18 protein-coding genes are annotated in these 20,629 nt (G+C 65.6%); 10 read left to right on the plus strand and 8 right to left on the minus strand.

Annotated elements, in window-relative coordinates; all coding sequences use genetic code 11:
* The first annotated feature begins 223 nt into the window (after positions 1-223).
* Together ubiE and Y882_RS04410 are read left to right on the plus strand one after the other, a co-directional pair.
* Positions 224-979, plus strand: coding sequence for a bifunctional demethylmenaquinone methyltransferase/2-methoxy-6-polyprenyl-1,4-benzoquinol methylase UbiE (gene ubiE / locus Y882_RS04405; RefSeq protein WP_046970681.1), 756 nt, complete (start codon positions 224-226; stop codon positions 977-979).
* 84 nt (positions 980-1,063) lie between these two features.
* Complete coding sequence (locus Y882_RS04410; protein WP_244466224.1) at positions 1,064-1,738, plus strand: Pr6Pr family membrane protein; 675 nt, start codon at positions 1,064-1,066, stop codon at positions 1,736-1,738.
* On the opposite strand, the gene Y882_RS04415 is transcribed toward Y882_RS04410, so the two are convergent.
* From Y882_RS04415 to Y882_RS04425, 3 genes are read right to left on the minus strand one after another with little or no spacing between them, the layout of a single operon-like run.
* Positions 1,739-2,422 (minus strand): glutathione S-transferase family protein, encoded by a 684-nt coding sequence (locus Y882_RS04415; RefSeq protein ID WP_046970683.1) that lies wholly within the window; start codon positions 2,420-2,422, stop codon positions 1,739-1,741.
* 20 nt (positions 2,423-2,442) lie between these two features.
* A complete protein-coding gene (locus Y882_RS04420) occupies positions 2,443-2,742 on the minus strand; it encodes a cupin domain-containing protein (RefSeq protein ID WP_082120915.1) in 300 nt (99 codons plus the stop codon).
* 1 nt (position 2,743) lies between these two features.
* On the minus strand, positions 2,744-3,664 hold the full coding sequence (locus Y882_RS04425) for a DMT family transporter (protein ID WP_046970684.1): 921 nt from the start codon (positions 3,662-3,664) through the stop codon (positions 2,744-2,746).
* Between the two features lie 107 nt (positions 3,665-3,771).
* On the opposite strand from Y882_RS04425, the gene Y882_RS04430 reads away from it, so the two are divergent.
* Together Y882_RS04430 and Y882_RS04435 are read left to right on the plus strand one after the other, a co-directional pair.
* Positions 3,772-4,281: an Lrp/AsnC family transcriptional regulator gene (locus tag Y882_RS04430; protein WP_046970685.1), complete on the plus strand. Its 510-nt coding sequence runs from the start codon at positions 3,772-3,774 to the stop codon at positions 4,279-4,281.
* A gap of 120 nt (positions 4,282-4,401) precedes the next feature.
* The gene (locus tag Y882_RS04435) at positions 4,402-5,790 is read left to right on the plus strand and encodes a sensor domain-containing protein (protein WP_046970686.1); all 1,389 of its coding nucleotides are present in this window, start codon (positions 4,402-4,404) and stop codon (positions 5,788-5,790) included.
* Positions 5,791-5,894: 104 nt separating this feature from the next.
* Here the strand turns inward: Y882_RS04435 and Y882_RS04440 are convergent, their stop codons facing one another.
* The 5 genes from Y882_RS04440 to glk all read right to left on the minus strand — a co-directional run bounded on the left by Y882_RS04440 (position 5,895) and on the right by glk (position 15,197).
* Positions 5,895-6,968, minus strand: a complete 1,074-nt coding sequence (locus Y882_RS04440; protein ID WP_046970687.1) for an acyltransferase family protein — start codon at positions 6,966-6,968, stop codon at positions 5,895-5,897.
* Positions 6,965-9,265 carry a family 20 glycosylhydrolase gene (locus Y882_RS04445; RefSeq protein WP_082120916.1) on the minus strand — a complete coding sequence of 767 codons (2,301 nt, stop codon included), beginning with the start codon at positions 9,263-9,265 and terminating at the stop codon, positions 6,965-6,967. The genes Y882_RS04440 and Y882_RS04445 overlap by 4 nt, the downstream gene beginning before the upstream one ends.
* A gap of 21 nt (positions 9,266-9,286) precedes the next feature.
* Positions 9,287-11,119 (minus strand): glycoside hydrolase family 9 protein, encoded by a 1,833-nt coding sequence (locus Y882_RS04450; protein ID WP_046970689.1) that lies wholly within the window; start codon positions 11,117-11,119, stop codon positions 9,287-9,289.
* Positions 11,120-11,220: 101 nt separating this feature from the next.
* Positions 11,221-13,989, minus strand: a complete 2,769-nt coding sequence (locus Y882_RS04455) for a TonB-dependent receptor (RefSeq protein ID WP_046970690.1) — start codon at positions 13,987-13,989, stop codon at positions 11,221-11,223.
* Between the two features lie 134 nt (positions 13,990-14,123).
* Complete coding sequence (gene glk / locus Y882_RS04460; protein ID WP_082120917.1) at positions 14,124-15,197, minus strand: glucokinase; 1,074 nt, start codon at positions 15,195-15,197, stop codon at positions 14,124-14,126.
* Positions 15,198-15,812: 615 nt separating this feature from the next.
* Between glk and pxpB the strand changes: the two genes are divergently transcribed.
* From pxpB to pcp, 6 genes are read left to right on the plus strand one after another with little or no spacing between them, the layout of a single operon-like run.
* On the plus strand, positions 15,813-16,526 hold the full coding sequence (gene pxpB, locus Y882_RS04465) for a 5-oxoprolinase subunit PxpB (protein WP_052949681.1): 714 nt from the start codon (positions 15,813-15,815) through the stop codon (positions 16,524-16,526).
* Complete coding sequence (locus tag Y882_RS04470) at positions 16,523-17,494, plus strand: 5-oxoprolinase subunit C family protein (protein WP_046970692.1); 972 nt, start codon at positions 16,523-16,525, stop codon at positions 17,492-17,494. Before pxpB ends, Y882_RS04470 begins: the two co-directional genes overlap by 4 nt.
* On the plus strand, positions 17,491-18,282 hold the full coding sequence (locus tag Y882_RS04475) for a LamB/YcsF family protein (RefSeq protein ID WP_046970693.1): 792 nt from the start codon (positions 17,491-17,493) through the stop codon (positions 18,280-18,282). Before Y882_RS04470 ends, Y882_RS04475 begins: the two co-directional genes overlap by 4 nt.
* Positions 18,279-18,974, plus strand: a complete 696-nt coding sequence (locus Y882_RS04480) for a DUF969 domain-containing protein (RefSeq protein WP_046970694.1) — start codon at positions 18,279-18,281, stop codon at positions 18,972-18,974. The genes Y882_RS04475 and Y882_RS04480 overlap by 4 nt, the downstream gene beginning before the upstream one ends.
* Positions 18,975-18,976: 2 nt before the next feature.
* The gene (locus Y882_RS04485) at positions 18,977-19,945 is read left to right on the plus strand and encodes a 5-oxoproline transporter, DUF979 family subunit (protein ID WP_046970695.1); all 969 of its coding nucleotides are present in this window, start codon (positions 18,977-18,979) and stop codon (positions 19,943-19,945) included.
* Between the two features lie 24 nt (positions 19,946-19,969).
* Complete coding sequence (gene pcp / locus Y882_RS04490; RefSeq protein WP_046970696.1) at positions 19,970-20,620, plus strand: pyroglutamyl-peptidase I; 651 nt, start codon at positions 19,970-19,972, stop codon at positions 20,618-20,620.
* Positions 20,621-20,629: the final 9 nt, after the last annotated feature.

A 20,629-nucleotide genomic window follows, 5' to 3' on the forward strand; every position in this document is an offset into this window, starting at 1 on the left:
GGAAGCCCGCGGCAGGCGGGCCAGGTCGCGGGGTCGCGACAACCATGCGTAGAGTCACTGGATCCCTGCCTTCGCAGGGATGACGAGCAAAAGAAGACTTCGGCGCCTCTAACGATAAGGCTAGATTGGCCCCTCACCCCAACCCTCTCCCCGGAGGGGAGAGGGAGAAAAGCGCGCGTTGCGCACAACGAAGCCCCGCCCCCAATCCGCTACCATTACCCCCATGACCGACCAGTCCCCCAACACCACCCATTTCGGCTTCCGCGACGTCCCTGTCGCCGACAAGCAAAAGCTCGTCGGCCAGGTGTTCACCTCGGTCGCGAGCAGCTATGACCTGATGAACGACCTGATGTCGTTCGGCATCCATCGCCTGTGGAAGCGCCACTTCGTGGCCGTCAGCGGCGTGCGCCGCGGCGATCGCGTGCTCGATCTGGCCGGCGGTACCGGCGACATCGCCGCGCTGCTCAAGCCGGTGGTGGGCGCCGACGGCGAGATCATCGTCGGCGACATCAACGCCGCCATGCTGGGCGTGGGCCGTGACCGCATGACGGATCGCGGCCTGGTGTCCGGCCTGCGCTGGACCCAGCTCAACGCCGAAGCCCTGCCGTTTCCCGACAACAGCTTCGATGCGGTGACCATGGCCTTCGGCCTGCGCAACGTCACCGACAAGGACAAGGCGCTGGCGGATATCTGCCGCGTGCTCAAGCCGGGCGGCCGTGCGCTGGTGCTGGAGTTCTCGCGCGTGCAGAGCGAGCTCTTCAGCAAGCTCTACGACTTCCACTCCTTCAAGGTGCTGCCCAAGCTCGGCCAGCTGTTTGCCGGCGATGCGGACAGCTACCAGTACCTGGCCGAATCGATCCGCAAGCATCCGGATCAGCAGACGCTCAAGGGCATGATGGAACGCGCGGGCTTCGGCCGCGTGGACGTGCGCAATCTCAGCAACGGCATCGTCGCGATCCACCGCGGCTACAAGTTCTGATGTTTGCCTTGGCCGGCATGCCTGTATGGCCGGCCTGCGCCGCATGCTTGCGCGGCGCGATCTAGCGGTGCGGCGCTGGTGTCCATGGAACACCACACCATGACGCAGCCCTATCGCCCGCTCGCCCTGTTCGCCGCCTCGCTCGGCTGGTTCGGCCTGGCGCTGCAGTTGTGGTTCTCGATCCGCATGACCCAGGGCAACGGCGGCACGGTACTGGAGGGCGTGTGGCTGTTTCTTGGCTTCTACACCATTCTCTCCAACCTGCTGGTGACCAGCGTATTGACCGTAGCAGCCACTGGCTCGCGCGGCCGGCTGGGCGTGTTCCTGTCGCGGCCCGGCGTGCAGACGGCGGCGGCGATGAGCATCGTGATCGTCAGCGCGATCTACAACCTGATGCTGCGCCAGTTGTGGAGTCCGTCGGGCTGGTTGCTGGTGGCGGACGTGATCGTGCACGACGCCATGCCGCTGCTGTATGTCGGCTACTGGTGGCTGGCGGTACCCAAGGGCAGCTTGCGCTGGTCGCAGGTGCTGGTGTGGCAGAGCTATCCCGCGGGGTATTTCTTCTACGTGCTGCTGCGCGGCGCGGTGAACGGCTGGTATCCCTATCCGTTCCTCGACGTGCGCGCGCTGGGCTATGTGCAGGTGCTGGCCGATGCGGTCGGCGTGCTGGCGGCCTTCATCGTGGTCGCCTTGCTGCTGGTGGCCGTGGGTCGATGGCAGGCGCGCCGGCAACGGCACGCTGCCGCCGAAGTGGCCTGATCAGCCGAAGCGAAAGTCGTCGACCACGTCGCCGTACAGACGCGTTTCCGCCTCGTGCGCGTGATCGCGCCATGGCTCGGCCAGGGCGGCGGCGTACCACTGGCGCATCGCGGGCAGTGCGAGCATGCGCTGCACGTACGCTGCAGCCGCACCTTCCATCGCAATGTCATAGCTCTGGATGCGAAACACCACCGGCGCATAGAACGCATCGACGGCGGTGAAGCTGTCCCCGGCGAGGAAAGGACCACCGAAGCGCGCCAGGCCTTCGTTCCACATTTCATTGATGCGCGCGATGTCGGCCTTGAGCGCGGCATCGACCGCATGCAGGCGCACGCGAACACCGCAACTCATGCCGCAGGCATTGCGCAACGTGCTGAAGCCCGCATGCATTTCCGCCGAGGCGCAACGTGCCCAGGTGCGTGCATGCGGATCGGACGGCCAGACGCCTGGGTGGCGTTCGGCGAGATATTCCATGATCGCCAGCGAATCCCACACCACGGTGTCACCGTCATGCAGGCAGGGCACGCGACCGTTCGGTGAGAACTGGCGGAACGCATCCCAGTTGGAGCCTTCGCCAAACACGTGCAGCCGCTCGTCGAACGGGATGCCCAGCTGGGTCATCAGGAGCCAGGGACGCAACGACCACGAGGAGTAATTCTTGTTGGCGATATAGAGCGTGGTCACGGCGGCTCCGGCAGCGCTGATCAGGTGTCGATGATCAGCAGCGTACCGCGACTGCCGCCCTCCACACTGTGCGGCACGCCCGCCGGAACCACATACAACTCGCCCGCTTCCACCCGCAGCACCTCGCCGCGGATGCGCAGCACCATCACGCCATCGAGCACGAGCAGGCCTTCGTCGTAGTCGTGGCTTTCGTCCGGGTACGGCTGCTCGTCCATGCGCAGCAGCTTCAGGCGTGCGTCGCCGAAGCTGGCGAGCACGCCTGAGGACCAGGCATGCGGCAGCTGGGCGGCGACGTCGAGCAAACGGATCGGCGTCACCATCTCAGTGCTGCTTGGCCGGCGCGGCCACCACCGGCGCGCGTGCCGGCGCGCGGCGGCGGGCATTGGCCAAGACCACGCCACCGACGGTGATCACGCCGCCCAGCAGGGTCAGCAGCGTGGGCCGTTCGCCCAGCCAGACCCAGCCGATCAGGACGGCGATCGGCGGCGAAAAATAGATGAAGCTGCTCACCTGCGAGGCGGGTGCGCGCTGCAGGGCGGCGTTCCACGCGATATAGCCGATGAAGGTGGGCGCGATGCCCAGCCACAGCAGTGCGCCGATATGCGACGCCGGGGCATGCATCAAGGCCTGCGGCAGATGCAGGCCGAACGGCAGCGAGGCCAGCGCGCCAACGAAGAAAGTGAAACCGGTGACGCCAAGCATGGTGTTGCGCGCGAACAGCGGCTTTTGCCACACGAAGAAGATCGAGCACGCCACCACGCTGACCAGTACCAGGGCCGCCATGGGTTCGATCTTCACGTCCTTGCCGCTGGTCAGCACGACCACCACCACGCCCACCAGGGCGATGCCGAGCCCAGTCAGCGTGCGCGGCGACAGGCGCTCACGCAGCCAGATCGCCGACAACGCCGCCGTTGTCGCGGGCACAAGTGAGATCAGGATGGCGGCGGTGCCGCTGGCTACGCGGGTTTCGGCCGTATTGAGGCACAAGTGGTACACGGTGAGGCCGATCACGCCAAGCAGCGTCAGTTGCGGCCAATCGCGCCGGTCAGGCATCGGCACTTTTTTCACCACCAGCAGGGCCGCGAAACACAGTGCGCCGATGGCCAGACGCGCCAGCGCCACTTCGCCGGGGGTAAATGAAGCCAGTGCATAGGCGATCGCGGCATAGGCCGACGACCAGGTGAGCAGCGCGATACCAATAAAAGCGAGCGCGCGCCCGTCGAGGCGTTCCGGGGTTTGCATGGGCTTGATCCGGGTGGGGAATACTGCGCATCGTAAGTTCCGGCGTGCTGCGCTTGAATGATGAATCAGCGTAGGATGAGGATGTTTCGCCAACGAACGAAATGTCTATGAACGCAGTCACCTTTGAATCGAAACCGATCTGGGACGCCACGGATTGGTTGCTGCTGGAGGCCCTCCAGCAGGATGCCCGCCTGGGCTACGCCGAGCTGGGACGCAAGGTGAAACTCTCCCCACCGGCCGTGGCCGAACGGGTGAAACGGCTGGAGGAAGCCGGCGTGATCGCCGGTTACCGCGCCGTGCTCAATCCACGCAAGCTGGGCTATGAGATCGACGCCATGATCCGCCTGCGCTGCGATGGCGGCATCTGCGCCCGCGTGGGCGTGCTGGTGGCGGATATCCCCGAGGTGCTCGACTGCCGCCGCCTGGCGGGCGAGGACTCGGCCCTGCTGCGGGTGGTGGCCATGTCCATCCAGCATCTGGAAACCGTGCTGGACCGGCTGCTGAAGATCCACGCCAGCATCAGCACGACCACCCTGGTGGTGCTGCAGACCCCGCACGAGAACCGACCGCTGACCCGCACGATGTGGAATGCTGGCCGCGCGCTGCTGGACGACTAGCGTCCGGCACCGGCGCGCACGGAGGAGGACGTTGGCGCCATGATCACCGCAACGGCACGCACTTTGCCTGAGAGTGGCATACCGCCCGCTCCGAGCCAGCCCTAGCCTGCCACGCGCCCCATGGAACCCGACTTCCTCAACAAGATGATGGACCTCCTGTGGGATGCCATCTGTGTGGTGGACATGGAGGGTCGCTACGTCTTCGTCAGCGCCTCCTACGAGCGCATCTTCGGCTACAAGCCGGAGGAGGTGCTCGGCAGGCGCATGATCGAGCTGGTGCATCCGGACGATCGCCAGGCCACCATCGAGGTGGCCAACGCCATCATGTCGGGCCAGCCGCAGTCGCACTTCCAGAACCGCTATATCCGCAAGGACGGCTCGGTGGTGCACATCATGTGGTCGGCGCGCTGGTCCCAGGCCGACCAACTGCGCATTGCGGTGGCGCGCGACATCACCGCGCTCAAGCGCGCCGAATCGATGACGGCCGCCCTGCACGCCATTTCCGAAGCCGCGCATACCGCGGACAACCTGCCGGCGTTGTATGAAGAGATTCACCGCATCGTCGGTGCGCTGTTGCCTGCGAACAACTTCTTCGTCGCGCTGTACGATCCCTTGCACGCCGAACTGAGCTTTCCCTATTTCGTCGACGAGCGCGACGAGGCGCCGCCCGCGCAAAGCATCGACTCGGGCACGCTGACCGCGCAGCTGATCCGCACCGGGCAGGCCTTGCTGGTCACGCCCGGCGCGCCGACCGATCCATCGCTGCCGGTGATCGGCACCGACGCGCTGCACTGGCTGGGCGTGCCGCTGTGCTCGCAGGGCGCCGCGGTGGGCGCGCTGGTGGTGCAGAGTTATTCGGATGCAACGCGCTATACGGAAACGGACAAGGAACTGCTGCAATTCGTTTCCACCCAGGTCGCGGCGGCGATCGAACGCAAGCAAGCCGAGCAGCGCCTGCATCACATTGCGCGCCACGATCCGCTGACCGACCTGGCCAATCGCGACCTGTTCCACCAGCAGTTCGAGGCGGCGCTGGAGAATGTCCGGCGCTTCGGCGGCAATCTGGCGCTGCTCTATATCGACCTGGACAAGTTCAAGCAGGTCAACGATCGCTACGGCCACCATTGCGGCGACCTGCTGTTGTGCGAAGTGGCGCAGCGCATCCGCGGCCATCTGCGCGAGGGCGACGTGGTGGGCCGCATGGGTGGCGACGAGTTCGTGGTGCTGCTGTGCCGGCTGCAATCGGTGGCCGATAGCCTGACGGTGGCCGAGAAACTGCGCGCCGCGATCAACACGCCGTTCCAGCTGGCAGACCGCACGCTGGACGCATCCACCAGCATCGGCGTGGCCACCTATCCGCTGCACGGGCGCACCTCGCGCGATCTCACGCGCGCTGCCGACGAGGCGATGTACCAGGTCAAGAAAAACGGCGGCAACCGCGTGCGCGTGGCGCTGCCCAGCGATCTGTCTGAGGACGGCGAGCGCGCCAGCTCCGTCTCACCACGCTGAGGCGTTCCGGCCATACTTTTGTGGGAGCGCACCCTGTGCGCGACAACCTCACGGAGCGGGGACGACAAGGCGCCTGTCGCGCACAGGGTGCGCTCCCACAGTATTCACAGTTTGAGATAGATCTTCTTCCTATCCATGGCATAGACGATCAACCACCACAGCGCCACGAACGCGATGGCAAACGCCACCGACGCCACGTACGGTCCGGCCATCGGCGTGATCCAGCTGGCGAATGCGCGACGATAAAGCGGATCGAGTATGCCCAGGCCGAGCAGCAGGATCTGCATCAGTTCGGAACCGCCGTAGGCCGTCACGGCATTCACGCCAAAGCGTCGCCCGATCGCCGGCCAGCCGCGCCGGTCGATCAGCACATGGAACAGCACCAGCGCGAGCGTGGCCCAACCCGCCGTCCACAGCACGAACGACGAGGTCCACAGGTTCTTGTTGAGCGGAAACACCAGCGACCAGGCGAAGCCGAGCAGCAGGTACGCGATACCGGCCAGCGTCAGCGCCTTGATGTTCTGCTCGCGCAACCACTGGCCCGCGCGCAGGCCGAGCAGACTGGTGGCGAGCGAAGGCAGGCAGCCCAACAGTCCTTCCGGATCGTGACCGCGGCCGCTGACCGGGTCGATCAGATAGACGGTGCGACCGAAGATGGCGAAGTCGGTGCGGCTGACGATATTGACGAAGGGTTCCAGTGAACCGCCCGCGAGCAGCAGCGCCCAGTAACCCAGCAGCAGCACGGCGATGGTGATCCATTGCGCGCGCGGCCTGGTATAGATCGCAAACGCTGCCGCACCCGCGAAGCACACGCCGATACGCTGCAGCACGCCAGGAAAGCGCAGGTGCGCCTGCGGCATGATCATCCATGCCAGCACGTTGATGGCCACGCCCAGCAGCAGGATGCGCAGGCCACGCTGCAGCGCCGCCCGCATCAGCACGCCCTTGTCGGCCCCCTGCTCCACGCGTGGTCCGATGGCGAGCGCAATGGACACGCCCACCACGAACAGGAAGAACGGGAACACCAGGTCGGTCGGCGTGCAGCCGTGCCACTGGGCGTGTTCCAGTGGCCAGTACACGTGATCCCAATCGCCCGGATCGTTCACCAGCAACATCAGCGCGACGGTACATCCGCGCAACGCATCGACCGAAGCTAAGCGACGAAGCGTATCCCTCATGGCACCGGCTGGTCAGCCGGCACCAAGGTCACGGCGCCAACGCCGTAGATCGGCCCGGTAATGGGAGAGGTGAACACGAGGCACAGGTCGTGCGTGCCTGCCTGCCTGGCCAAAGCGCCCTTCAGGGTGAAGGTGGCCGGCTGATCGGTGGGCAGCGGCAGTGACGCCAGCTGCTTGCCTTTGCAGCTGTCCATGCGCACCACCAGCTCGCCCTGCGGCGTGGCCGACGGATACGACTTCACCAGCTTGGCCTCATGCGCCAGCGCATAGTTGCGCGGCAGGCTGGCGGTCTCCACGCGGATGGCGGCGATGTCGTCGAGCTTGGCCGCGCGATACATGCGGCAGTTGTCGAACACGTTGATCAGATACGTCGGCGCCATGCTGGTGGCATCGGGCGTGGGCTGCACGCGCAGACGGAAATCGCTGCCCGGACAGTTCTCCAGCTCGCCGGTGCTGCGCGTGCGCAGCGAGGGCAGATCGAGCACGCGTGCGCGCGTGGCAGCCAGCGGCGTGCCGTCAGCGGCCAGTGCCACCGCCTTGATGGTGGTGGGCAGCTTGACCGTGAAGGGACGCACGTACAGCGGCGAGGACGCATCCGGCTCGCGGCCATCGGTGGTGTAGTGCAGGCTGCCGACCTTGGCCTGGTTCGAGAGCTTCACGCTGGCCTGGCCGCTGCTGACGGCGGCATTGCGATCGGTATCGATGGATGCAGCAAAGGCGCTGTCGGCATAGGCGATGTCCTGCATGCGATAGCGCGCCAACTGGGACGGCATGCGCTCGAGGAAACCGTGCCAGTCGTGTTCCTTCGCTGGCGTCCACGCCGCCTCGGACAACGCGGCGATGCGCGGGAACACATTGTGCTGGACATGCCGCATGGTCGGCATATGCTCGGTCCACAGATTGGCCTGCATGCCCAGCACGTGTTTCGCCTGCGCGGCGCTCAGCGCCTTGGGCACCGCCTCGAAATCGTAGTAGCTCTGCAGCGACATGGACGGCAGGCGGCCGGTCGTTTCATCCGCAAGATCGCTCTGCATCTGGTCGAGATACAGCTGCGGCGCCGGCGACAACACCACGTCATGGCCGAGCTTGGCCGCATCGATCGCGCCTTGGGTGCCACGCCATGACATCACCGTGGCGCTTGCGGGCACGCCGCCTTCGAGGATTTCATCCCAGCCGATCAGGCGGCGATCATGCGCCGCGAGGTACTTGCCCATCTGGTCGATGAACCAGCTCTGCATCGCGTCTTCGGTCTTGATGCCCAATGCCTTCATGCGCGCCTGCACCGCGGCGGACGCCTTCCACTGGTCCTTGACCGCCTCATCGCCGCCCACGTGGATGTAGGTGGACGGGAACAAGGCCATCACTTCGTCGAGCACGTTCTGCAGGAACTGCAAGGTGTGATCGTCGACGTTGTAGAGGTAGGGATTCACGCCCCAGTCCACCGACACCGGCGGTCGCGTGCCGGTGACGCCCAGTTCCGGATACGAGGCCACCGCTGCCTGCGCGTGGCCTGGCATGTCCAGCTCGGGCACGATCGTGATATGGCGCTCGGCGGCATAGGCCACGATGGCCTTGATGTCGTCCTGCGTATAGAAGCCGCCGTAGCGAGGCGGCTGGGCCTGCTTGCCGACCGTCGGCGGGGTTCGCCACGCGCCGATGCGGGTGAGCTCGGGGTAGCGCTTGATCTCGATGCGCCAGCCCTGGTCATCGGTGAGATGCCAGTGCAGCGTGTTGAGCTTGTGCTGGGCCATTTGATCGATGACTGAGCGCACTTCGGCCGGCGTCCAGAAATGGCGCGCCGAGTCCAGCATCATGCCGCGCCACGCGAAACGCGGTTCGTCGCGGATATGCACGGGTTCCACGCGCACATCGCCGTTGCCCTGCGCTGGCGTCATCAGCTGCCATGCGGTGATGGCGCCGTAGAACAGGCCGGCTTCATCGCGCGCGGTGATGCGGATGCCTTGCGGCGTCACATCCAACGTATAGCCTTCCGCGTTGGCGACAGGTGCCTGCGGATCACGCTTGAGCACAATGGCGCCCTCGCCGGCCGCACCCGCCTTCACCGCGAGCTGCAGATGGCGCGTGTGGGCGGTGAGCGAGGCGAGATACTCGGCGGTGCGGCGAGCGTTCGCGTCGCCGCTGTCGACCACGATGGCCGTCTGCGGCGTCACCGTGAAACCCTGGCCGCTAACGCTCAGCTGTGCCGGCATCGGGATCAGGTTTACCGGCGCGGCGCCGTGAGCGAAGGTGGCAAGCCCACACAGGGCCAGGGCCAGCACGCAGGAGGTTTTCTTCATGGTTCGTCTCGTCATGTGACGTCAATCATGGGGAAGGCTGATGGCGAACAGATACCACGCATCGTGCGGAATCCACTGTTCGGTCCAGCGCCAGTCTTCGTCCTTGCCGGTCTGGGCATAGCCCAGGTCGAAGGCGATGCCCTCGTCGTCGTTCAAGCCCGAGGTGATGCCGTTGATGATGGCGCCCGGCGCATTGGTATAGGCGTACGAGTCGAAGAACATGTACGGCGCGTTGTTGTGGCCGCTGCCCATCAGCATGCTGCTGTCGTACGGATTGCGGCCGAGTATCCAGTGCAGCTGGTTCCAGGCATAGGCTTGCAGCTTGCTTCGGAACGCCGCATCGCCCGCGCCGGTGTACAGCGGCGCCGCCATGCGCGCTGCCGCGGCCAACGAGGCGATGCGCGCATTTTCGCCCTGCCACCAAGGCGCGGCCTCGGTATCGTGTGGGAAGAAGAACGCCGTGCGCACGCGACCATCGCCGCCGCGCACCAGCTGTCGCGCATAGCCGAACGGATTGCTGACCTCGCCCGTGACGGCCAGCTCGGCCTCAAGCGAACGCTTCACGACATCGCGCACCCTGGCTTGGCGTTTCGTATCGGCGATGCCTGCGTACTCGATCAGCGCCACCACCGGCAGGCCGGCGTCCGAGGGATGGAAGAACGGACGCGTGCCATCGTCGGCGCGCCAGTAGTCGCGATGGCCGCCGTGCGTGATCAGACGCGCCAGCAAGCGGTCCGCGCGTGCGTCCGCGGCCTTGCGCCACGTCTCGTCATGCGTCGTGCGATACAACTCCACCGCCGCGAGCAAGGCGCAGTAGTCGTCGGTGATGTTGTCCTTGCCGTCGTTGGTCAGCTCGCGATTGTGGGCGTCGAGAAACCGGTAGGCATCCTCGGCGGCCTTGAGATAATCCTTCGCCGTGAAATCGCCATCCACGCCCGTGCGTGCGGCCAGCGCGAGCGTGGCGATGGCCATGCCGCCACCGGCGCGGAAGCTTGCTTCGTAAGCGTGCGGACCATGGGCCGGCTGATCGACGCGCTCGGTGTGATCGCCCGGCTTGAGCTTGATCTGCGTGCGCCAGTTCGGATCGCCGATGCGGCGATCCTGCGGCAGCTTGCCGGGACCGGGACCGTCGATGGACTGGTAGAACGAACCGTCGGGACGCTTGTCGCGCACCAGGAAATCGGCGCCGAACAAGCCCTCGTCGAGCAGGCGACGGTTGTACTCGCGGAAATTCTTGTCGTTGCGCGCTTCCAGCTGCTGCCAGGTGCGCAACAGGCTCCAGGCGGCGAGCGGCAACTGCTGGGTGTTGAAGTAACTGGTCGGATTCTGGTGCGACAGGTGGATACCGTAGTCGCCCGTGGCGTCGTACCAGCCACCGTGGATATCGAGCGTGCCGGCGCTGCCGTCCGGATGCGGAAGATGGGTATCGGCCTTGTCCAGCAAGCCGCTGGAGCGCTGGCCCCTGAAGTAATAGACCACGTTGGAGAGCGTGTTGCGCTCGAGCACGTTGTCCTGGATGGCAAACGTCGAAGAGCGTGCGTCGCGACCGTTCTGCACGAGGTCCACGTAGTAGCGGCCCGGCGTGCGCACGCTGCTGAAATCGGCGACAGCGTAGCTGCCGTTCCAGTGCGCCACACCCGTCGGCGCGGACAGCGTGCCTTCTGTGACCACCTTGCCGGAGTCGGCATCCACGACGCGGAACGTCTGCGGCGATGCGCCGGACGCATCCATCACGATGGCCTGCTTGACCGCGCCGGTGTCGTACCCGACCTGGTCGACCAGCACCTTCCCCTCCGATGCCAGCGCACCCTGCGCAAACAGCACCGCGAAGACCTTCGCAAGACGTTGCTTCATGCCATCGGCTCCCGCAGGTTCTTGGAGTGAAACTCGAAGCCCCGAAGAAAAATCGGGCCCGGCAAGTGTGCCGGGCCCGTTGGCGGGGAGGAAGCCTTAAATCAGATCTTGAAGCGAAGGTTCACGTAGTACTGGCGGCCGTTCACGTAGAACGCGTAGGGCTGCTTGCCGTAGTTCGGGCTCAGCGTGTAGTACTTCAGCTTCGGGTTGTTGAGGTTCATGGCGTCCAGGGTGAGCGACATCCACGAGTTGATGTTGTAGCCGAACGAGGCCGCCAGGTTGCCGATGCCATCCTGGTAGAACGTATCGGTACGGCTCACGCCGGCGTAGAACGAGGAACGGTAGGTGTAGCTGATGCGGGCGTTGAACATCTGGTTTTCGAAGTAACCGGAGACGTTGAACGTGTTCTTCGAGGTGCCCTGCAACGGCTGGCCGTTCTCCGCCGAACCACTGGCGTAGGTGTAGTTGGTCTGCACGCCGAAGTTGTCGCCGATCGGCTGGATGTAGTTCAACTCCACGCCCTTGACGTGACCGTCGACGTTGGTCGGCACGCTGACCTGGTACGTCGCGAACACATCGCGGCCGGCCGTATTGCTGGCCTGCTGGTCCTTGAACTGGATGTTCTGGTTGCCGAAGTTGATGTAGTCGCTCAGCTGCATGTCATACACGCCGGCCGACACGAGGCCACGCGGAGCGAAGTACCACTCCAGCGCTGCGTCGAAGTTGGTCGAGATCAGCGGCTTCAGCTGCGGGTTGCCGCCGGTGCCGGTGTGCGTGAGGTCGTCCAGCGAGTAAGAACCGGCCAGTGCCGAGTAATCCGGACGGGTCATGGTCTGCGAGGCGGCGAAGCGGGCCAGCAGGTCGTCCGTCAGGTTGAACTTGAAGTTGAAGCTCGGCAGCAGCTTGTCGTAGCTGTGCTTGTAGGTGTTCTTGTAGTAGTCGCCAAACGCCGAACCGGTGATCGGGCCGTCCACGGTGTATGCGGACACTGCGCTGGAGTTGTAGTTGATGTCTTCCTTGGTATAGACGTAACGGAAGCCCGCATTGGCGCTCCAGCGTTCGCCGGAGAAGTTCGCCTGCAGGTAGGCAGCCGTGTCCTTCTCGTTGACCTTGTAGATGTTCTGCCAGTTGAAGCGCGTCACCGGATCGCGGTTGGCGAACTTGGCATCGAACGCGGCGAGGTCACCCTCGCTGTAATACCAGGCCGGACCGGGGCCATTGACGCCCAGGTCGCTGTTGAAGCTGCCCGGATAGTTCTTCCAGCTGGTCGGATAGTTGGCCGGATTCTGCCAGTCGCCGGTCGGACCCTGACCGATGTCGGTCTTGTTCTCGCGGGTGTGATCGGAGTAACGCACGCCGAAGTCGAGCGTGGTCAGCGCGATCGGCGAGCTGTCGAAGGCGTATTCGCCGTCGGCCTGGAAGAAGTTTTCCTTGTCCTTCACGTGGATGTTCTGGTCGCCGAAGATCCAGCCAGCCGACGGAATGATGCCCGACGGCGTGGTGTTGTCGCCGCCGATCGACCAGTTGGTCGGATTGCCGGTGCCACGCATGCCCCAGCTCGCGCCGGCGCCGGCGCCGAAGCCCAGTTCGCTGACGTTCTGCTCGTCGCTGTTGCCCTTGCCCTGGGTGGTACCGACCTGGCCGGTGAAGGTCAGGTGGTCGGTGGCGCGCCATTCGGCATCGAGCGTGGTGAACGCGGAAGAGGACGAAGCGCCCGGACGGGAGATCTGGTCGTACACGCCATACGGCGTAGTGCTGCCCGGCTGCGGCGCGAACACCGCGTTGGTCAGCACGTTGCCCTTGACGGCATAGCTCTGCAGGCCCACGCCGCTGGGTACGTACTGGCTGTTCCACAGCATGTAGTTGCGGTTGAAGTTGTCCGCTTCCAGCTTCGAGTAGAAGCTGTCGAGGTTCAACGTCAGGTTGTCCAGCGGCTTCCACTCGATGTCGATCGTGCCGCCCTTGCGGGTGCGCGTCTGCGTGAAGAGCGTCTGGCCGATCAGGTTCGGGTAGTACTTGTTCGCCAGGTCCGGATGGGCCACGGCGATCGCATCGGTGGCAGCGATCTTGTTGTAGCCGCCGACGATTTCCTGGCCGTCGCGCTGCAGGCTGCGCTTCTCATAGAAGCCCTGCGCCATCACGCCGAAGGTGTTGTCGTTGTTCTTCCAGTTGACCAGGCCATCGAACTGCGGCTTGGTGTCACCCGGCAGATCGGAGTACACACCGCCCACGGCGGCCTGTGCGGTGAAGGGCTGGGCGAACTGCAGCGGCTTGCGCGTGGTGATGTCCACGGTACCGGCGCTGCCGCCTTCCTGCAGCTTGGCTTCGGAAGTCTTGTGCACGGTGACTTCGCTGACGATTTCCGACGGCAGCAGGGAGTAGCTCACGCTACGGCCCACGGTCTGCACCTGGCTCAGCACGAACCAGTCGCCGGTGCCCACGGTGTGACCGTTGACCAGGGTCTGGGTCATGCTCGGGTTGGTGCCGCGCAGGCTCACCCGATCGTTTTCGTCGAAGCCGCCTTCGCTGGCGCTGGACGAGCTGATGTTGATGCCGGGCAGGCGCTGCAGCGTGTCGGCCACGTTCTTGGCCGGCAGCTTGCCGATGTCTTCGGCGGTGATCACTTCGATGTGCGAGTCAGCGGCCTTCTTGAGGTTCAGCGACTCGGCTTCCGAATCGCGGATACCGACCACGGTGACCGTGCCAAGCTCTTTGGCCTTGGCCTTTTCGGCGGCGGTCTGTGCGTTGTCCTGGCCCGTCGCGGCCGGGCCGGACTGCGGCGCGGGCGTGTTGTCGGCGGCATAGAGCGAACCGGACAGACAGAGTCCGGCGATGATGCTGGCGGCTAGCAGAGTCTTGCGGTGTGACATGGTGGTCCTCCCCTCGAAGGCGTTTTCTGCAGCGGATGTTGTGGGTCGTCCGGCTGCGGCGTGGCTGTCTGGGCGTGTGCCCGGTTCAGTGCAACGGTGTGGTGCTAAGTCGGTACTTCGTTTTCCCGCGGTCTTTACGTGCGTCCGTCCAGGTACAAGCCGGCCGCACCGATCACACCGTGCTGGCCGTGCTCCATCAGTCGTACGGGAACCTGCTGCAGGAAGGCGCGCATCACGCCTTTGTTGAAAAAACGCTGGCGGAAACTGCTGGCGAGCAGCACGTCGCGGATCTGCGGAAGAATCCCGCCGGCGAGGAACACGCCGCCGCGCGCGCCATACAGCAGGCACAGATCGCCGACGAAACTGCCGAGCAAGCCGCAGAACACATCCAGCGCTTCGACTGCTGCGTCGTCGCTGCGATCGAGCGCCGCCTGCGTCACCTGGCTGGGCAGGCTCAGCAGCGGGGCCTGCCCGCGCAGCGCACACAGCGCGCGATACAGGTTGAGCAGGCCGGGGCCGGACAAGGCGTGTTCGAACGACACGTACTCGCGATCACGGGCCAGGTAGCGAAGGATCTCGATCTCGCGTTCGTTGCCCGGCGCCAGCGCGATCTGGCCGGCTTCAGTGGCCAGCACGGTGGCGTGCGGCTTGCCGGGCAACAGCACGGCCGAGCCCAGGCCGGTGCCCGGACCCATCACCAGCACCGGACCTTCGGCCGGCGCGGCGTCGGTGGCGATCACCGGCGTGGTGTCGGCCTGATGCAGGAACTGGGTGGCATAGGCCACGGCTTCGAAGTCGTTGACGACGGCGAGCTGCTCGATGCCGAGGCTGTCGCGAATATCGCGGATGGAGACCGGCCAGGGCAGGTTGTCGTTGACGATGGCGTCGCCCAGCACATAGCCCGCGCTGGCCACCGCACAGCGGTTCACATGCACGCTGTGATCGAGCTGGCCGACGAAGTCCTGCAGCACCGCAGTGAGGCTCGGCCAGTCGGCGCAGGCATAGCGGTGGTACTGCAACACCGTCACCGGGCGCGTGCCGTCAGGCTCGCGGCTCACCAGTCCGATGCGAGCGTGCGTTCCTCCGACGTCCGCAGCGAGAAACATGGCTTCTTGCGCCAAGAACTCACGTGCGTTGTGGCTGACCCCTTCGACCACTTGCGATCCCCTCGTCATCCTGATGTCACGTTCCTGTGAACGCACCCTCATTTGGCCGGAGTCTGGGTAATGGTTGACAACGTTGTCAACAATCCATCCGGCACATACGAAAATGTCCTATGCGGCAGGGCAGCATGCACACGTCCTGGCAGGACTGATCCAGGTTAGTCATGTGCGATCAATGGCTTGTTTAATATGGCTTTTTGACAGCTTCCAGCGTTGCCTGAAAATGTTCTCGCAGCGCGCCATGACGCCGGCTTTGGCGCGTGACCCAGGGCAGCCATTTCGCCCTCGACAAGGGGGGATTTTCGGCCTCCATTCGCCTGTCATGGCAGCCGAAAGTGGGCTTGTTTGACAACGTTGCGAGATTCGTCGGCCGCAGGAGCTCGCGACGCAACTTCACATCCCCTGCACTCGTCGGTGATGTGAACCTGCGCCAAAAACATCGCAAAGAGCTGCGAAAACAAGCGGTTTTTCCTCTCGTGCTGCGAACGAAGCGCAAGCTTTTTGCCCAGGCCCTGATCTGTCGCAGTGCAAGTCGGCAAACACAGCCTGTTCTGCAACACTCCACGCGACCCGTCTCCGCCCACGACTCGCCTGCATGTCGATACGCACAAAGCCACCCAGCACACGTGCTGATAGAGACGATGCCGGGAAGGTGTGCGCGTGACCTTCCCGCTGGCAGACATCCAGATCGAAGCGCTGGCCGAGGACGCCTGGCTGCTGCGCTTTGGCCAAACCATCGATGGCGCCGTGAACGACCGCGTCCACGCCGCAGCCGCCAAGCTGCAGGCGGGCCTGGACCACGTGGAGTGCGTGCCGGCTTATGCCAGCCTGCTGCTGCGCTTCGAGGTGACGCAGTGGTTGGACGACGACGGCCGCTTTGCTGCCGAACGCCTGCGTGCAGCGATCGCTGCCGTCTGGAACGAGCGCTCGCTGGTGGATAAGCCGGCGCGCGAAGTGAGCATTCCGGTCTGCTACGACGGCGTCGATCTGTCCGACGTAGCCACGCATGCGGGCATGTCGACGGAAGAAGTGGCCACGCGCCACACAACCGCGCTGTATCGCGTCGCCATGCTCGGCTTTGCGCCCGGATTTCCCTATCTGCTGGGCCTGGATCCCGCGCTGGCCATGCCGCGCCGAAGCAGCCCGCGCACCAGCGTGCCCGCGGGCAGCGTCGCCATCGGTGGACAGCAGACCGGGATCTATCCGCAAGACCTGCCCGGCGGCTGGCAGCTGATCGGGCGCACGCCGATGCGCCTGTTCGACCTCGCCGCCGCATCGCCTTCCCTGCTGGCGCCCGGCGACCATGTGCGTTTTCGCGCGATCGACCAGGGTGAGTACGAGCGACTTGCCATCGACCCGGGCGCACGCCCATGAGCGTCGAGGTGATCAAGCCCGGACTGCTCACCAGCCTGCAGGACGCGGGGCGCCGCGGCTATGCGCAGCTGGGGCTGGGCCGCGCCGGCGCAGTGGATGAGCCTGCCCGGCGATTGGCCAATGCCCTCGTCGGCAACAACGGCGACGAAGCGGCCCTGGAGATCACGCTGGCCGGTCCGACGCTGCGGTTTCAGCACGACGCCGTGGTGGCGCTCACCGGCGGCCTGATCGAAGCGCGCGTGGACGGACAACCGCTGCCGGCGTGGACCAGCTGCTTCGTGCCCGCCGGCAGCGTGCTTCGCCTCGGTGGCATGCGCCACGGCTGCCGCAGCTATCTGGCTGTGCGCGGCGGGTTCGACGGCACGCTGGTCTTGGGCAGCCGCAGCAGCGATCTGCATGCGGGCGTAGGCCGGGCCGTGCAGAGCGGCGATGTCATCGCCATTGGCGAGCACACACCGGCGTCCTGGTTCCGCCCCGGTCGCACCATGCAGGCGCTGCGCTGGGGACTGGATCCGCAACCCTGGCTCGACTATGCCCGCGAGCCGCTGGCCTTGCTGCGCGGCCATCACTGGCAGGCGCTGGACGATGCCTCGCAACACGCCCTGTTCAATCAGCGCTTCATGGTCAGCAAGGACAGCAACCGCACCGGTCATCGGCTGGAAGGCGCGCCGCTGCAGTTGCGCCACCCGCTGGAGCTGATTTCCGAAGCGACCCTGCCCGGCACCTTGCAGCTGCCACCGTCGGGCCAGCCCATCGCCCTGCTGGCCGAAGCGCCGGTGACCGGCGGCTATCCGCGCATCGGGCAGCTGGCGGCGGTGGATCTGCCGCGTCTCGCGCAGCGTCGGCCGGGCGATACCGTATCCTTCCGTGAGACCACCCTGGACGAGGCACTGCAACGCCTCACCGAGCGCGAGGCCTCGCTGCAACATCTGCTTCAACGCATCGAACAACGTCTGGAATCCGCATGAAAAGCGCCAACGCCAAGACCATCGATATCAACAGCGACCTGGGCGAATCCTTCGGCGCGTGGCGCATGGGCGACGACGCCGCGCTGCTGGCCATCGTCAGCTCGGCCAATATCGCCTGCGGTTTCCATGGCGGCGATCCGGACATCATGCGCGGCACTGTCGCCATGGCGGTACAGCACGATGTGGCGATCGGCGCGCACGTCTCGCTGCCTGACCTGCAGGGCTTCGGGCGACGCGAGATGGCGGTGACGCCGAACGAAGCCTATGCCATGACGCTTTATCAGATCGGCGCGCTGCAGGCGTTTGCGCAGGCGGCTGGCACGAGGCTGCGCCACGTCAAACCGCATGGCGCGCTGTACAACATGGCAGCGCGCGATGCCAAGCTGGCGGCCGCGATCGCACGGGCCGTGCACGATTTCGATCCGTCGCTGTGTCTGTTCGGCCTGGCCAACTCGGCGCTGATCGATGCCGGGCTGGCTGCCGGCATACCGGTGGCGGCCGAAGCGTTTGCCGATCGGCGCTATCGCTCCGATGGTTCGTTGCAACCACGGCGCGAACCGGACGCAGTGATCCAGGAAGGCGACGAGGCGATTGCCCAGGCAATGGCGATGGCACGCGAAGGCCAGGTGCGCGCCGTCGACGGCAGCATCGTCGCCTTGCAGGCCGACACCTTGTGCGTGCACGGCGATGGCGAGCACGCCGTGGCTTTCGCGCGGCGCTTGCGCGCGGCGCTGGAAGCGGCCGACATCGGCGTCGCCGCGCCGCACGCCAGCGGGGCGCACGCATGAATTACTGGCCGCTGCTCGGCGTCGCGGTGATCGTCATCGGCTCTGCCCTGCGCTTCAATGCCGTTCCGGTGGTGGTGTGCGCCGCCCTGGTCAGCGGCCTGCTCGCCGGCTTGCATCCCGCCGACCTGCTGGCGCTGCTGGGCAAGAGCTTCGTGTCCTCGCGCATGCTGTTGATGTTCGTGCTCACCCTGCCCGCGATCGGTCTGCTCGAACATGCCGGCTTGCGCGAACACGCGCAGCAATGGATGAGCCGGATGCGCGGCTTCACGCTGGCCCGGCTGCTGATCGGTTACCTGTTCATACGCGAAGTACTGGCCATGTTCGGGCTCACCGGCGTCGCCGGCGCCGCACAGACGGTGCGCCCGCTGCTGGCTCCGATGGGCGAGGCCGCCGCCGAGAAGATCAAGCCCGACCTGAGCGACGCCGAGCGCGACGAAGTGCGCGCGGTCGCCGCCGCCACGGACAATATCGGCCGCTTCTTCGGCGAGGATGTGTTCATCGCACTGGGTGCGGTGCTGTTGATCCAGGGTTTCTACGCCCAGCACGGCATCGACCTCACGCCATTGGCGATCGCGCTCTGGGCGCTGCCAACGGCCATCGCCGCCTTCGTGATCCAGTCGGTGCGCGTGTGGCTGTTCCAGCGTCGACTGCAACGGCGCGCCGCGCTCGCCCGTGTCGAGGCGGAAGCCTGAGCATGCTGCGCATCGAATACGCGTACTGGCTGATCGCAGCCTTTCTGTTCTACACGGCGTGGCGCAATGTGGGTGAGCGACAGCTCGCCCGCGCCACCTTCTGGGCGCTGCTGGGCCTGTTGTTTGCCGGCGGCGACCTGGTGCTGGCGCAACAGAAGGCCGGCAACATCCTGCCTGCCCAGGTCGCCGGATGCATGGTGATCGCGCTCGCGCTGCTCGCGCCTCGCCTTCGTCGCCAGGCGCACCCGGAAACGGCGAGTGCGTCGGCACGCGTGGCGTCTGCGCAGCGCCTTGGCCACAAGCTGTTCGTGCCGGCGCTGCTGATTCCACTGGTGACCTTGCTGGTGGCCTTGTTCGGCGAACATCTCTCCGTTGGCGCTTACGCCTTGTTCGCCAAGCCGCAGATGACCTTGACCGGACTGACGCTGGCCTGCGCGATCGCATTGTTCGCCGCGGCGCGCGTGGCGCAGGCGCCGCTACGGCAGGGCTTGTCGGAGGGCCGGCGGCTGCTCGATGCGATCGGCTGGGCCGCGCTGTTGCCGCTGTTGCTGGCCGCGCTGGGCGAAGTGTTTACGCAGAGCGGCGTAGGCGCGGCGATCTCGGCGCTGGCGCAGATGATCCTGCCCGAAGGCAATGCGTTCTTGTGCCTGCTGGTGTTCTCGCTGGGCATGGTGTTGTTCACCGTGATCATGGGCAATGCGTTCGCCGCGTTTCCGGTGATGATGGCCGGCATCGGCCTGCCGCTGCTGGTGCAGCGTTACGGTGCCAATCCAGCCATCCTCGGTTCCATGGGCATGCTGTGCGGCTATTGCGGCACCTTGCTCACACCCATGGCCGCCGACTACAACCTGGTGCCCGCGGCATTGCTGGAGCTGCGCAATCCCTACGGCGTGATCCGCGCCCAGGCATGGAGCGCCGCCAGCATTTTCATCGCCACCTTCGTCATCATGTGGCTGCTGGTGTTTCGCTGACGCCGCATGACCTGAGATATCATCATGAGCCAACCGCGCATCCTGCTGACCGGCTTTACGCCGTTCGGGAATGAAGACATCAATCCGTCGTGGGAAGCCGTACGTGCGCTCGACGGCCATCACATCGGCGGTCATCGCGTGGTTGCACGCCTGCTGCCGACCGTCTTCGCCGATTCGCAGCGCGAACTGGCGCTGGCCATCGACGAGGTGCAACCCGCGCTGCTGCTGGGCGTCGGCCAGGCCGGCGGACGCAGCCGTCTGTCGATCGAACGGGTGGCAATCAACGTGCAGGATGCCCGCATCGCGGACAACGCGGGTGCACAACCCATCGATGCGGCGATCGTGGCGGACGGTCCGGCGGCGTACTTCAGCACGCTGCCGATCAAGGCCATGCTGAAAGCCTTGCTGGCCAAAGGGCTGCCGGCTGAAGTGTCCAATACGGCCGGTACGTTTGTGTGCAACCACGTGGCGTATCTGATGCTTCATCTGGCTGGGCAGCATCGCGGGCTGCGCGCGGGTTTCATCCACATTCCCTACCTGCCCTCGCAGGCGGCGCGCTTCCCGAACGCGCCCAGCATGAGCAGGGACGACGTGGTGCGCGCCCTCTCCATCGCCCTGGAGGTGGCTGCCACGCAGCACACCGACGCGCGCTTCGGCGCCGGCGCACTGGACTGAGCATCACGC

It is taken from the genome of Dyella japonica DSM 16301, from assembly GCF_001010355.1.
Lineage (GTDB): Bacteria > Pseudomonadota > Gammaproteobacteria > Xanthomonadales > Rhodanobacteraceae > Dyella > Dyella japonica.